The sequence below is a fragment of the Sphingobacterium sp. G1-14 genome (genome assembly GCF_002196555.1).
In the GTDB taxonomy this organism is placed as follows: Bacteria; Bacteroidota; Bacteroidia; order Sphingobacteriales; family Sphingobacteriaceae; genus Sphingobacterium; species Sphingobacterium siyangense.
Genome location: NZ_CP021381.1, coordinates 5,272,683 through 5,287,486 on the forward strand (window position 1 = coordinate 5,272,683; position 14,804 = coordinate 5,287,486).

The window sequence follows — 14,804 nt, forward strand, 5'->3', positions numbered from 1 at the left end:
TGCTGCTACAGAAAATCCTTATTTAGTCATTTTTATTTATTCTTTCGATCTCGATAAATCCCGGGCATTTTCTGCAATACGGATAAATTCAGCACGATAACCTTCCTCATCTTTGCCTTTAGAAGCTTTTGCTCGCGCTATGAGCTGATCAAAATTGGCCTTTTGCTTAAAATCAGAATCACGAAGTAATAGACCTAGTTCCGCTACCGCAGTTACGAATCGTAAATCTTCACTCACACTGTTCAATTCCGTAACAGAAGTTCCAACCACCTTTTGCTGCAACTTGCTTTTCTCCCGTTCAGGCTCCTTATACCGAAATTTAACTGTTGCCAGTTCAGCATTTCTCCGTCCGGCTGCCTGATCCGCTTGCTGTTGATATTTTAAGGGATCTACCGTCCCGATCCCCCCCGACGCTACACCGACGGGTACAATTTCATATAAGGCTGTCACCACATGTCCTACGCCCATGTCACCACCCATCTTTTGATCATTATTAAAATCCTCAGCCTCCAGCAAGCGGTTTTCGTATCCCACTAAACGGTATGCCTGCACATAACTGGGATTAAATTCGACCTGAATCTTGACATCTTTAGCAACGGTAAACAAAGTTCCCCCAAATTCGGTTACCATCGCTTTTCGTGCTTCAGAAATATTGTCTATATAGGCATAATTCCCATGCCCTTTGTCGGCAAGGATTTCCATCTTACTGTCCTTCAGATTTCCCATGCCATACCCCAATACTGTGAGGAAAACCCCCGATTTACTTTCTTTGGAAATTAATTCTTCCATCGATTCGTCACTACTCTCCCCAACATTGAAATCGCCGTCACTAGCCAAAATGATCCGGTTGTTTCCTCCTTTGATAAATTGTTGCTTCGCAATTTCATAAGCCTTCTTAATTCCTGCAGCACCGGCGGTACTTCCACCGGCTTCCAGCTCCTCAATAGCCGATTTTATTTTCATCTTTTCATCACCGGGCGTACTCTCCAGTTTTACCCCTGCCGATCCAGCATAGGTTACAATGGCTACATGGTCCACAGCACGAAGCTGATCGACCAACATTTTCAGCGAAGCTTTCACCAAAGGTAGACGCCCCGGTCCCATCATTGATCCCGACACATCGATCAAAAACACCAAATTGGAAGCTTTAAGATTCTCCGTCGGAATATCTTTCGCCTTTAACGTGACGCGCATGAGCTGATGCGTTGTATTCCAGGGTGCCTTCGTCAATTCGGTGACGATATTTACAGGTTCACCATTTTTAGGTCCAGCCACTTGATACTGAAAGTAATTGATCATCTCTTCAACCCGTACTGCGTCTTTTTCAGGCAGAGTTCCCGAATTGATAAATCGACGCACATTACTATAGGAAGCAGCATCAACATCGGCTGCAAAGGTCGATAAAGGCTCTTTACGTGGATTGATAAAGCTATTTTCCTTCAACTTTTGATAAGATTCTTGGTTCTGATTAGGCACATACGCCGTTCCTCTAATATACAAACCCGATACTTGCCCAGACAAAGCTGCATTAACATTCATCACCGATGCCGTCTGACGCTTCGCCTTGTGCTCATATCCGGTCACCACAACCTCATCCAGCGCATTATTTTGCTGCACCAACGCCACATCAACCTTTGACCGATGGTTGACCGCTATCCGCTGCTCAAGATATCCGATATAACTAAAAATCAAGATGTTTTTACCATCAAGGACTTGAATACGATAGTTTCCCTTGTCATCGGTCTGCACATGTGCTTTGGTTGCAGCATTGTTCACCTGTACCCCCACAATTGCCATTCCTGTATTCGCATCGACAACCTTCCCCCTAACCTCATATCCTTGCTTGGCATATCCGCCTAAGGATAGCAACAAGCCTATTACAAAAAGTATTGCTCTCATATCTTTTACATTTTTGCCAAGGGATGCCTCAAATATTAAATTTCCATAAACCAGAAAAAAAAAATATTTTTAACCAATAAAATGTTCGCATTCAAGTCGTCAAAAATAGATACAGCACAAGACCACGAGCTCTTGCTGCACTACCAGGAGTCTAAGGAGCTCCAGGTATTGGGTGATCTATACCAACGACATACGGAGATGGTATACTATGTTTGCTTACGGTATCTCCAAGATTCCGAATTGAGTAAAGATGCTGTCATGAATATCTTTGAAGAATTAATATACAAAGTCAACAAACAAGAAATCAAGGACTTCCCAAGGTGGCTTTATGTATTAAGCAAGAACCATTGTCTGATGTATTTGAGGTCTCAAAAGAACAAAACTCAAATTTCTTTGGATGAATTTGTGAAATTTCCGGGAGACATGCATCAGTATGAACAATATGATGAAAAAGAAGAACAGCTAACAGCCATGGAAGGCTGTCTGGGAAAATTGCCAGACAAACAGCAACAGTCGGTTAGACTCTTCTTTTTGGAAGAAAAATGTTACAAAGAGATTAGTGAATCTACCGGTTATAGCTTGAACGAAGTAAAAAGCTATATTCAGAATGGAAAACGGAATTTAAAAAATTGCATGGAGGCTTGGAATGAGCAACAGTAATTACGACATAGCATACTTAAAGAAATACGTCAACGGCGAACTATCTCCTACGGAGATGTATGCGCTTGAACGGGAGGCGCAACGTGACCCCATGTTGGCGGATATTCTTATAGGTATTGAAATGGATCAGAATAAAACCGTAATTACAACAATCAACAACCAAATTGCGCAACGTATTGAAAAAGACAATTCCGCTAAAATAAAGGTCTTTGATTGGAAGAGACTTAGCATCGCTGCAGCAGCAGTGATCGTGTTGGGGGTTGGTCTTCTTCTTTACCGTCAACAGGACAAAAATTCATCCGAAGCGAGGCGTACCGCTGAAGTAAGTGTTACACAGGAAAAACCCAAAACAAAGGTTACAGCAGCAGATTCTATCATTCCTTCAGATGATATTGCATCAAAAATAGGATCTCAAGATCATTCGCCACAATTAGCAGATAATAACAGACCGCGGCTTCATGAACAGCACCCACTGGAAGAGGTGACCGTTTTATCCCAGGAACCCTCCCTACGTGTAAAATCACTGGAAGAAATGAAGGAAGGTCTCAATAATAATCGCCCTGTATTTGGATTAAGACCTACAGACAGTACAATTGTTATCGGTTATGCGCCAATGGCAAAGAAAAAAGATGCTTCCCAAACGATTATGATTCGAGGAACCTCAAGTTTAAACAATGCACTTGCAGGCAGGGCTCCAGGTATTTCGATCCCACAACAACAAGGTACACCGCTACAACTTACGATTCGGGACAAAGAGACAGGCTTACCTATTTCGGGAGTGACAATCATTCAACCCAATAGCAAGTTTGCTACGAATACCGACGCACAGGGACAAGCGACCATCCAAGCCAGTACAATGGATTCACTCGTCGACATCATGGCGCTGGGCTACAACTCGGTTGCATTGAATATGCGTCGCAGCAAAAATACAACGATCAAACTGCAACCTTCCGGCGCCACACTTGATGAAGTCGTCGTCACAACGATGTCTTCACGCAAATCAAAAAGTGCCGAACCGATCTGGGGCTGGAGATCGTTCAACAATTACATCAAGAAAAAAACAGCTAAAAGCCGTTATGAGGGCACTGTCCGTTTAAGCTTCTATATCGATAAAGATGGATTCCCAACAAATATCAGCGTTCTCCAAAGTGCAAATGATTACCTCGATGCCAAAGCCAAAGAAATCCTACTTTCGGGATCAAAATGGAGAGGCGAAGACTACCGCTATGTCACGTTAAGCTTCGAATTCACCTTGTAAATACGCTATCTTTACGCATCTCATCAAACTACAACACAAGTTTATCTCGCTATCTGGACAAATAAGCAGTCGAAATTTATCGATCCATTTATCTTTTCAATCAATTTTATTTATAAGGGTTTGGATTTAAAATTATTTCATACTTTAGTGTTATAATTCTTAACCATACAGTCATTTTTTATGAAAAGTTTTTTCACTGGCCTCCTCTTGCTTAGTGGTATATCCCTACAAGCACAAGATTTTTCGTTCGGTAAAATAAAAAAGGAAGATTTTGCCATTACTGTTGACAAAATAGATACAGCAGCAAATGCCTTTGTCTTACGTGAATATGGATCAGCCGAAGTTAGTTATGATAAAAACAAAGGTCCGGTTGTTCAATTTTTCAGACACGTCCGCATTAAAATATTAAATAAGGAAGCTTATGATTACGCTAATTTCAGCATCCCTTTATATAAAAGTGGGAACGAACGCGAAGTCCTTATGGACATCAAGGGAGCATCCTATCACCTCGTCGGTGATAAGGTCGTGGAAACAGAGATGACGAAAGCGAATATTTTTAACGAAAACGCCTCAGAAAACTATGCGGTAACAAAAGCGGCCATTCCGCAGGTCCAAGAAGGTACAATTATTGAATACCGTTACCGTACAGAATCTCCATTTATCTTTAACCTAAATGCTTGGGAATTTCAGGAAGATCTCCCGAAACTTTATAGCCAATACGTCACCCGTATTCCCGAAGTTTTTCATTATAAAGCCAATTTAAAGGGGGGATTAGCCGTCAGTGACCGAAAGGTTGAAAATTACAACACGGGGCTAAATTCTCAAGTTGGAGAAGTCTTAGGCAATAAAACCATTTATACCATGGAAAATATCCCGGCTTTCCATACCGAAGATTACATGACTTCTTCTAAAAATTTTAGATCAATCATTTTCTTCGAACTTGGTCGGTACAGCATTCCAATGGGACCGACAAAAGACTTCTCGCTCACGTGGGAAAATGTCAGGGATAAACTCGTACAGGACGAAAGTTTTGGTGGACAAGTAAAGCGAAAAACGGCACTGAAGGAATTCATAGAACCCGTCTTGCAGGATTCAAAAGATGATCTGGAAAAAGCGGTACGGCTGTATACCTATTTTCAGAAACAAATAAAATGGAATAACCGCCATTCAATCTACGCAAAAAATATCAAAGAAGCCATCGAAAAAAGAACAGGCAATAGCGCCGATATTAACCTTGGACTGGTCAATGCCCTACGTTATGCGAAGCTAGATGCCATCCCTGTTATTTTATCGACACGTGAGAATGGCTATGCAGGACTCTATGCACCAGCGATATCAGAGTTCAATCACGTTATTGCCCGGGTAAAAATAGGTGAAAACTACTACCTGCTCGATGCAACCTCTCCCTATGAGATGTTTGGAAATATCCCGATGAAATGTGTCAATTTTCAGGGAAGATCAATTCCCCTCGAAGGCGAATCTGACTGGGTAAAACTCGAGGCAAATCTTTCATCTAGTTATAGTAATTTCTTCTATGGTGAACTGTCGGAAGATGGTGCATTAAAAGGAAAATGGATTACCTCACGTAACGGTTATGGCGCTTCCAAAATGCGTGAGCGCCTTCAAGGAAGTAATTCTGAAGAAGAATTCTATGAAAAAATAGATGAAGAAAACAATCGCATCAAAATCAACAGTTTTAAAGTATCGAATCGGGAATCTCTTGACAAACCACTAACGGAGGAGTTTGAAATTGAGATTAAGAATTTTGCAACCCTACAAAATGACCAACTTCTATTCAATCCTTATATTGACACCAAAATGTCCAAGAACCCCTTCAACCTAACGGAGCGGAATTACCCAATCGACTTTGGTTCTTTAGTCCAAGAAGAGTGCTACATTGAAATCAAACTACCAAAAGGCTATGCATATCCAACGGAAGGAAAGTTAAAAAATATCAGTATGGCTCTTCCTGAACGTGCGGCACGGTATATCTTCAAAATCAATAATACAACACCGGACGTTCTGATAATAGAATCTGCAACACAATTAAACAAACCCTTGTTTATGCCGGAAGAGTATTTTGATTTAAAAGAGTTTTTCAGCCGAATCATCCAGGCAGAAAAATTAGATGTTGTACTCAAAAAAATATAACAATATCGCTTAACACAAACTTCATTTTATATTGACGATTAGCTTAAATAAGGGTGATAACTTTGAATATCAAAAAAATAGTAAAATGATTAAAGATTCAGATTTATTCGAACTAGAGAATACCTTCCTTGGTGAAGGTTTCGAATTAGATGGTGATGATATTATCACCGATGAAGACTAGGTCTTCACTTTTTTAGCAAGTATTATTCCCCTTATATAATCTCAAAGCCCAGACATTCTTTGCTGGGCTTTTTCTTTGCTCCGTTCTTCACCAATTTGGCCAAAACTTATTATTTCCCTATCTTTATGTTATCCTGACAATCCGATATTGAGCTAACCCAGCTCCTATTTTACGGGAACACAAGCAACAGGTTTAAAGCAAATAACACACACATGAGAAAGATAATATTGGATCTGGCCATGACCCTAGATGGCTTTATTGAGGGTTCACAGGGAGAGGTTGACTGGTGTATTATGGATGATGACATGGATTTCGATGGCTTTTTGGCTTCGATCGATACCATCTTTTATGGCCGCGTGAGCTATGATGCCTGGGGTAATTTCCAGCCGCACGCTACGGCCGATGAAACAGAAATAAATCTTTGGAAAAATGTCCATGCGAAGAAAAAATATGTTTTTTCTAGTCAGGCAAGGCAAGATGAAAACGCTACTTTCATCCAGACTGACATCGCAAAACAAGTTCAGGAAATAAAAGCACAGCCCGGAAAGGATATTTGGCTATATGGTGGAGCGCGTCTAATTAAAACATTCATTCAAGCTAACCTTGTTGACGTCTATCGCATTTCCGTTCACCCTATTGCCCTGGGAAGTGGCAAGCCTTTATTCGAAAACTTACCTGAACGACTATCCCTAAAACTTGTTCAAAGCGTCACATTCAAATCGGGAGTTGTTCAGTTAATCTATACCCCCCAACATGAATCTTAACGATCAGGCAACCCCACAGATCGCCGATCATATGATCAGGAAAGCGATAGATCAACTCGAAAGCATACTTATGCTCCATTGCTCTAACCTATCACAAGATCAAACAGGTAGGGCCTATTATGGTGTTAATTTTCAACTGGGCAACAAACACTTCAAATTTAGAAAGGCCAAGATAACACCAAAAAAAGTAGGATTATTCGTTGCACTCTGGAAACGCAACACCGATGGCCAGACCATACCTTTTACTGCAGATGATCATTTCGATTATTATCTTATTTCGGTTGAACAGGAACAGCATTGCGGCCTATTTGTCTTTCCAAAACAGGCGTTAGTTGAACATACAATCCTCACAGCGGGTTCTCAAATGGGCAAACGCGGATTCCGTATTTATCCAGATTGGAGCATCCCAACAAACAAACAGGCTACCAAAAGTAAACAATGGCAGCACAGATACTTTGTGGATTTCTGTGGTCCCCACCAAGAAGCCAAAAACAAATTGACCCATATACTGCAAAGCAGCTAGTCGATATTTTCGACCAAATCGGCATAAGCTGCACGCAACAAAGAAATTGCCGCCACCATACTTTGTTCGTCAAGATGAGCAAACCCCAACCGCAATGCAGTGACCGTTTTATTTTGATAAAGGCAATTACTCGGCAACAACAGTCCCTGCGACCGCACTTTCTCCTGCAAGGCTGTCAGCGAAACAACTGTATTAAACTGTATCCAAAAAGCCAGTCCCGAAGCCGGGACGTCAAATCTGATTTTATCTTCAAAATGCCGTAACAGCAATTGTGCAAACAATTCTTTTCGCTCTGCAATTGTTTTCTGAAATTTACGCTGATACCGAAAGATATCACCCTGGTGGATAATCTCGCCCAATGTCTTCTCGATCATAAAATTCGGCTTTCCGAAGATGTTCAAATACTTTTTTCCCTCTTCCAACAGATCCTGAGGTGCGATCAAAAAATTCATTTGGAAACCAGGGTCAAAGAAACTACCGAAAGCACCTGTATAAATCACACGGTTGCCGCCATTTTTCCGGAAAAGTGATTCACCTTTCTCCTTAAAAAAGGAAGACTCAAAATCCACATCATCCTCAATAATGATAAAGTTATACTGCTCGGCCAACTGTAACAGTTGAATTTTCCTTCGCTCGGAAAGGTTAACCGTCGTTGGATACTGACACCTGGTATTGAGGTAAACACACCTGATTTCTCCGGGTCTAAATTGGTCTCCGATCTTATCTACAATCATCCCCTCCGCATCTACGGGAATGGTTTTTAGCTTGGCCCCAGCTTGACTAAAGATCATGTTAGGTAAAAAATAACTTAAATTTTCTACCAATACAATATCGTCGGGCCGGATCAATAATCGGGATAAAATTGAAAAAATCTGTTCCCGGCTGGCAATCGGCAACACGAAATTCCGGGAAAGATGAAACCCTCTTGTTAAATTCAGATAATAGCTTAACTGATCCCTAAAAAACAAATTTCCTTCAGTCGTCGTCGGAAAATCATCACTTTTCTTTTTCCGTTTCACCATGGATGCATAAAAACGCACCAGTTCCTCCGCTCCAATGACATTATAATCCGGTGTTCCATCCGTAAAATAGTACCTTTCGGGAACCTCTGAAATAGGCATATCCAATATGAGTTCCTTTCTAAAAAAGTAAGGTGCAAAATCAGGTGGCTGTCTAAATGCTTCAATCGCCGACCCGGAAGTACCGATAAGCTCGGGATTTTTCACAAAAGTCCCGCGATTAGCCAAAATTTTCACCCAGCCCTGTTCCTGCAATTCCGCTAAAGCGGCTACAATGGTTTTTCGGTGCACGTTCAGTTCTTCAGCAATTTTCCGGCTTCCGGGCAACAGATCCCCTTCTTCCAATAGATTTCGCTTGACAGCATGGATAAATTGATAAACGATCTGTAGATAGATGGCATCTTCCTTCCGGCGATCTATCTTAATAATGGAATGAAAACCTATACTAACCGGACTACTCATTATGTTTATTTCGGACTACCAAAGTTATCATTTAAACTATAATCTTTGCAATCATCATGAAAAAATAATCGCATTGAATTACGAAATCCGAATGGTCATTAAGTAAAATAGATTTGATTTTAGCATAAAAACTTAGCATTAATATGGAAACAAAACCAAAATGGACGCAGGAAGAAGTTGTCGCTTTATACAACAAACCAATAATGGACCTGCTTTATGATGCGGCATCAATACATCGGAAATATCACGACCCCAACAAAGTACAAGTGTCCACATTGATATCAATAAAAACAGGTGGGTGCCCCGAAGACTGTGCCTATTGTCCCCAGGCTGCACGTTACCATACGAATGTAAAAGCGGAAGGCTTGATGAGCTTAGAGCAGGTAACAGAGCAGGCACTGGCAGCCAAAGCTGGAGGTAGCTCAAGGATCTGTATGGGGGCCGCCTGGCGCAATGTTAAAGATGGCCCTGAGTTTGACCATGTACTTGATATGGTCCGAACACTGAATAGACTTGACATGGAAGTCTGCTGCACGCTAGGAATGCTGACCGAAAACCAAGCACAACGCCTTTCAGAAGCTGGACTATACGCCTACAACCACAACCTCGATTCCTCTGCCGATTACTATAAGGAAATTATCTCGACCAGAAGCTATGATGATCGCCTTCAAACGATCGAAAATGTACGTAAAACAAACATAACCGTATGTAGTGGTGGTATTATTGGAATGGGAGAAAGTATAGACGACCGTGCCGCGATGTTGATCACACTTGCTTCACTCATTCCACAACCCGAATCGGTACCGATCAATGCGCTCGTTCCTGTAAGCGGTACTCCAATGGAAGTCATGGAAACAGTTTCGATATGGGAAATGGTACGCATGGTGGCTACAGCCCGAATTTTATTGCCCACCACACAAGTTCGCCTTTCTGCAGGACGTACCAACATGAGTAAAGAAGGGCAAGCTTTATGCTTTTTCGCAGGAGCTAACTCGATTTTCTCAGGCGACAAACTCCTCACCACGCCCAATCCCGATGTCAATGAAGACATGGACATGTTTAAAACATTAGGTTTGGTGCCACAACAGCCATTCGAGAAAAAAAATCAACCCGAAACCATCGCAACTGAGATGGCGCATTACCATGATCTTGGTGAAAGACCAAAATGGTCAAGACCCGAACATAAAATCCAGCGCAATATCGCTAAGCAGCAAAACAAATAACAAAAATAATTCGGCAGACCATCATGGAAAGAGAAGAAATCAACCATCACGACCTTATCGATGATTTTGATAAAAAGCATCTATGGCATCCGTATACCACCATGACAAATCCCTTACCTGCCTACAAGGTTAAACGGGCAGATGGTTGTATAATCGAGTTGGAAAATGGACAGCAGCTTATAGATGGTATGTCCTCTTGGTGGTGCGCCATCCATGGTTACAATCACCCCGTCCTTAACGCTGCGGTCACAGCACAGCTCAGCAGCATGTCACACATGATGTTTGGTGGACTTACGCACGAACCAGCAATTGCTCTCGGTAAAATACTACTTGACATCACCCCTACTTCACTCAACAAAATATTTTATGCCGATTCGGGTTCTGTTGCGGTAGAAGTTGCACTTAAAATGGCTATTCAATACTGGGTCTCACAAAAAAAGACCAATAAGAAAAACTTTGTCACGATTCGTTCGGGGTACCATGGTGATACCTGGAACGCGATGTCGGTCTGTGACCCCATTACTGGCATGCACCGCATCTTTGACAATGCTTTACCCAAACGCTATTTTGCCCCTGCCCCAAAAATAGCGTTTGAGCAAGAATGGGATGCCAATGACATCCAACCCTTGGCAGACCTGATCTGCTCACACAAGGACGAATTGGCCGCTCTCATCCTTGAACCTATCGTCCAGGGAGCCGGTGGCATGCGTTTTTACCATCCGGAGTACTTGCGTCAGGCAGCACATCTCTGCAAAGAAAATCAACTTCTTTTAATCTTTGATGAGATTGCTACCGGATTTGGGCGCACGGGCAAGCTCTTTGCCTGGGAGCATGCCGGAATAGTGCCCGATATCATGTGTATCGGCAAAGCCTTGACCGGTGGCTACATGACGCTATCCGCCGTGATCACCTCAGATCATGTTGCGAATACAATCTCCAACGGTACACCAGGTACGTTTATGCACGGGCCAACTTTTATGGCAAACCCCTTGGCTTGCGCAGTAGCCCACGCTTCCATCAAATTACTATTGGCAACGGACTGGAAAGCGAAAGTAACGTTAATCGAAGAACAATTGAGACGGGAACTTAGCGCTGCAACAGCGCTGCCCCAAGTCGAGGAGCTCAGAATTCTAGGTGCAATTGCAGTCATCGAGATGAAAAACTCCGTCGATCTCTCCAGCATACAACAGCGGTTTATCGAAGAGGGAATTTGGGTAAGGCCATTCGGAAAACTGATTTATATCATGCCCCCTTTTATCATAAATGAAGGTGAGCTTCACAAGTTAACACAGGCATTGCTAGCCGTAATCAGCACAGTCCAATGATTGAAAATAGTCTAATCCAGCGCATTGAAGATGAATTATTCGCCCTTGAAAAACAAGGGAATAAACGAAAACTTCTCCTTATCACACAACAGGATAACACAGCACAGGAGCATGTTAAAGAGCATTACAACCTCTCATCGAACGATTATCTTGGACTTGCGACAGATCAGATACTTCGTCAAGAATTCCTAAACTCGGTGACAAAGGATAATGCTGTATTCAGCGCTTCCTCTTCGCGTCTACTCACAGGAAACCATGCACGCTATACGCAATTGGAAACAAAGCTGTGCCGAATGTTCGGTACGGAGAGTGCATTGGTCTTTAACAGCGGCTACCACATGAATGTAGGCATACTTCCTGCAGTTTGTGATACACAGACATTAATTCTCGCCGATAAGGGTGTGCACGCAAGCCTAATTGATGGCATCCGACTATCCAATGCAGCCTGCTACAGGTACCGGCATTCCGATTATACGCACTTAACGCAATTATTGACAAAATATGCCCATCGCTTCACATGCGTCATCATCGTTACAGAAAGTATTTTTAGCATGGATGGTGATTGCACGGACCTCAACTATCTGGTCAGTCTAAAACAACGTTTCCCCAATACCTTACTTTATGTCGATGAAGCTCACGCCGTAGGGGTACGCGGAATACAGGGACTTGGTTGCGCAGAAGAACAGCAATGTATTGCCGATATTGATTTCCTGACAGGCACTTTCGGAAAAGCTTTAGCATCGGTTGGTGGCTACCTGCTATGTAAGGAACCAATCCGAAATTATTTGATCAATAAGGCACGTACACTACTTTTTACAACAGCGTTGCCTCCAATCAATCTATTATGGACTGTGTTTATTTTGGAACGCTTAAGTGACTTTACAGACCGGCGCCAACAGCTGCACAAAAATAGCCTATTGCTCAAACAGCACATAATTGCCAAAGGCTTTAATTGTCCGTCAGAGAGTCATATTCTACCGGTCATTATCGGTAATAACAAGGAAACGGTACTGAAAGCAGAAGACCTGCAGCGAAAGGGATTTTACGTGCTTCCCATACGCCCGCCCACAGTACCAGAAGGAACGTCAAGAATCCGAATTTCATTGACAGCAACAATGACATCGTCCATGATCAAACAACTCGCAGCAAGCTTATGATACTTAAAAGAATCGCTCCTAAAAGAGTCACTCCGGTCGATAACTTGCCAGGGCAGCATCTTCAGGTAAAATCCAACGAAAAACTACTGTTATTCTTTGCAGGCTGGGGCATGGATGAACATCCTTTTTTGCACTATTCCCCAGTCGGCAAAGATCTTATTGTTGCCCATAGTTATTCGGATTTACTGTTAGACAAAAGTCTACTGGCAGGTTACCAGGAAATTGAGGTTTTCGCCTGGTCTATGGGGGTATGGGCGGCATCAATGGTACTGCCCGAACTTCAAAACAGCAATTACCCCATCAGCACATGTACTGCAATCAATGGAACACCATTTCCAATAGATGACGAAAAAGGAATTCCTAGCCAGTTATTTAAAGGAACATTGGATACACTGAGCAATAAAACGTTGGAAAAATTCAGATTACGCATGTGTGGTTCCAAGGCCCTTTTTAACTACTTTCTTGAAAGAGCCCCCCAACGCGACATCGAAGACCTCCGTTCAGAGCTCATCGCGATTGAAAAAACAGCTGGTGCAAAATCAGCAGCAGCATTCCAATGGCATCAGATATATATTGGCAAAGAAGATCGAATCTTCAACTTAGAGAATCAAAAATGCGCCTGGCCCGGTACTGCATATACGATAATCGATGCTACTCATTATCCCGAACAATTATTTAAGCACCTTTTAAGATGATCATCATGATGGACAAACAAAGGATTAGGTCCCGTTTCGCTAAAGCGGCATCTAACTATCAGTCGGCAGCGATCGCCCAATACGAAATAGCAAAAAAAATGATCAGGTTGATGCAGGAGAACATACAGCTAAGACCACAAAAAGTATTGGAAATTGGCTGTGGAACAGGGCTTTTTTCGCGGTTAATCTTACAGCATATCAAACCAAAAAAAATGGTTTTAAATGATATCTGTCCAGAAATGATGCCCCAAGTAATGGATATTTTGACATCGTCGCACACGTTCATCTGTGCTGATGCAGAAACTCATGCTTTTCCCAAAGACATCAATCTAATCGCGTCCTGTTCTACGATTCAGTGGTTCAACAATCCTCGCGCTTTCTTTGAAAGCTGTTATGGATCCCTTCCGGATTCCGGTATCCTTGCCTTCAGCACTTTTGGACATGACAATATGCACGAGGTCAATGCAACGGCACATGTTGGACTAACCTATCGATCCAAATCGGAACTTATCGCAGAACTTTTAGCGTTGAATTATAAGATCCTCGTTGCACAAGAAGAACATTTGAAACTGAACTTTGAAAGCCCACTACAAGTTCTTGTTCACCTGAAACAAACAGGGGTAACGGGAATAAAAAATCACCGGTGGACAAAAGGCAAACTTCGGGCTTTCTGTGATAAGTATACATCGCACTATGGGACAGAAGAGGGCGTATCCCTAACCTACCATCCCATCTATATTATTGCAAAAAAATAACAGCTGAGCACTCGAATTACAAACAATCGAACAACCTACAAAAGAAATACAGCGATGAATGAAAATATCTATTTTGTTTCCGGCATAGATACCGGGATCGGAAAAAGTTATGCGACTGGCCTCCTCGCGAAAAAATGGAATACAAGCGGTATACGCACCATTACCCAAAAGCTTGTACAAACTGGAAATACAACTATTTCTGAAGACATCGTCCTCCATCGCCAACTCATGGAAATCCCATTAACAGCAGAAGATCACCAGAAAATTACGATGCCGGAGATTTTCACCTACCCCGCCTCCCCTCATCTAGCAGCACGTCTCGATAATCGTGAAATTGACTTTAAAAAGATCAGACAGGCTAGCTTAACATTAAGCCAACGCTACGACGCTGTTCTTATTGAGGGTGCAGGTGGATTGATGGTTCCATTAAGAGAAGATTATCTGATTATCGATTACATCCAAGAAATGCAGTATCCACTTATTTTTGTCACCTCTGGAAAATTAGGGAGTATCAATCATACCTTACTTAGTCTGGAAGCGATCACCAGGCGCAAGATCAATCTACATACCTTGGTTTACAATACATTCCCCGTTCATAAAGACTGCACCATAAGTACTGATACGGAGTTGTATCTTCGTCGTTATATAGAAACAAACTATCCGGAGACCTTATTTGTTCGCGTGTAAATAAGGTCAAGCGGATACTATTGATAGATATATAGCAACAGCAGG

General features: G+C 42.2%; 13 protein-coding genes. 11 read left to right on the forward strand and 2 right to left on the reverse strand.

Features of this window, described 5'->3' with window-relative positions; all coding sequences use genetic code 11:
• Positions 1–36: 36 nt before the first annotated feature.
• The gene (locus tag CBM24_RS22775) at positions 37–1,899 is read right to left on the reverse strand and encodes a vWA domain-containing protein (RefSeq protein ID WP_088162846.1); all 1,863 of its coding nucleotides are present in this window, start codon (positions 1,897–1,899) and stop codon (positions 37–39) included.
• A gap of 81 nt (positions 1,900–1,980) precedes the next feature.
• On the opposite strand from CBM24_RS22775, the gene CBM24_RS22780 reads away from it, so the two are divergent.
• From CBM24_RS22780 to CBM24_RS22800, 5 genes are all read left to right on the forward strand, one after another.
• Complete coding sequence (locus tag CBM24_RS22780; RefSeq protein ID WP_088162847.1) at positions 1,981–2,559, forward strand: RNA polymerase sigma factor; 579 nt, start codon at positions 1,981–1,983, stop codon at positions 2,557–2,559.
• Positions 2,546–3,817, forward strand: a complete 1,272-nt coding sequence (locus CBM24_RS22785) for a carboxypeptidase-like regulatory domain-containing protein (RefSeq protein WP_088162848.1) — start codon at positions 2,546–2,548, stop codon at positions 3,815–3,817. Before CBM24_RS22780 ends, CBM24_RS22785 begins: the two co-directional genes overlap by 14 nt.
• A 180-nt stretch (positions 3,818–3,997) precedes the next feature.
• The gene (locus CBM24_RS22790) at positions 3,998–5,968 is read left to right on the forward strand and encodes a DUF3857 domain-containing protein (RefSeq protein WP_088162849.1); all 1,971 of its coding nucleotides are present in this window, start codon (positions 3,998–4,000) and stop codon (positions 5,966–5,968) included.
• A 393-nt stretch (positions 5,969–6,361) separates the two neighbouring features.
• A complete protein-coding gene (locus CBM24_RS22795) occupies positions 6,362–6,913 on the forward strand; it encodes a dihydrofolate reductase family protein (RefSeq protein ID WP_088162850.1) in 552 nt (183 codons plus the stop codon).
• On the forward strand, positions 6,903–7,436 hold the full coding sequence (locus CBM24_RS22800; protein ID WP_088162851.1) for a MepB family protein: 534 nt from the start codon (positions 6,903–6,905) through the stop codon (positions 7,434–7,436). The genes CBM24_RS22795 and CBM24_RS22800 overlap by 11 nt, the downstream gene beginning before the upstream one ends.
• Here CBM24_RS22800 and CBM24_RS22805 read toward each other — a convergent pair.
• Positions 7,433–8,917: a PLP-dependent aminotransferase family protein gene (locus tag CBM24_RS22805; protein WP_088162852.1), complete on the reverse strand. Its 1,485-nt coding sequence runs from the start codon at positions 8,915–8,917 to the stop codon at positions 7,433–7,435. The two genes, CBM24_RS22800 and CBM24_RS22805, sit on opposite strands and share 4 nt — an antisense overlap.
• A gap of 143 nt (positions 8,918–9,060) precedes the next feature.
• Here CBM24_RS22805 and bioB point away from each other — a divergent pair, with 143 nt between their 5' ends.
• From bioB to bioD, 6 genes are read left to right on the forward strand one after another with little or no spacing between them, the layout of a single operon-like run.
• Positions 9,061–10,140 (forward strand): biotin synthase BioB, encoded by a 1,080-nt coding sequence (bioB, locus tag CBM24_RS22810; RefSeq protein ID WP_088162853.1) that lies wholly within the window; start codon positions 9,061–9,063, stop codon positions 10,138–10,140.
• A gap of 23 nt (positions 10,141–10,163) precedes the next feature.
• A complete protein-coding gene (gene bioA / locus CBM24_RS22815) occupies positions 10,164–11,465 on the forward strand; it encodes an adenosylmethionine--8-amino-7-oxononanoate transaminase (RefSeq protein ID WP_232475609.1) in 1,302 nt (433 codons plus the stop codon).
• Entirely contained in the window at positions 11,462–12,622 is a 1,161-nt protein-coding gene (locus tag CBM24_RS22820) for an 8-amino-7-oxononanoate synthase (protein ID WP_088162854.1), read from the forward strand. Before bioA ends, CBM24_RS22820 begins: the two co-directional genes overlap by 4 nt.
• Positions 12,619–13,317 (forward strand): pimeloyl-ACP methyl esterase BioG family protein, encoded by a 699-nt coding sequence (locus tag CBM24_RS22825; RefSeq protein ID WP_088162855.1) that lies wholly within the window; start codon positions 12,619–12,621, stop codon positions 13,315–13,317. Before CBM24_RS22820 ends, CBM24_RS22825 begins: the two co-directional genes overlap by 4 nt.
• A 5-nt stretch (positions 13,318–13,322) precedes the next feature.
• Entirely contained in the window at positions 13,323–14,072 is a 750-nt protein-coding gene (gene bioC, locus CBM24_RS22830) for a malonyl-ACP O-methyltransferase BioC (RefSeq protein ID WP_157698574.1), read from the forward strand.
• Positions 14,073–14,126: 54 nt separating this feature from the next.
• On the forward strand, positions 14,127–14,759 hold the full coding sequence (gene bioD, locus CBM24_RS22835) for a dethiobiotin synthase (RefSeq protein WP_088162857.1): 633 nt from the start codon (positions 14,127–14,129) through the stop codon (positions 14,757–14,759).
• Positions 14,760–14,804 lie beyond the last annotated feature (45 nt).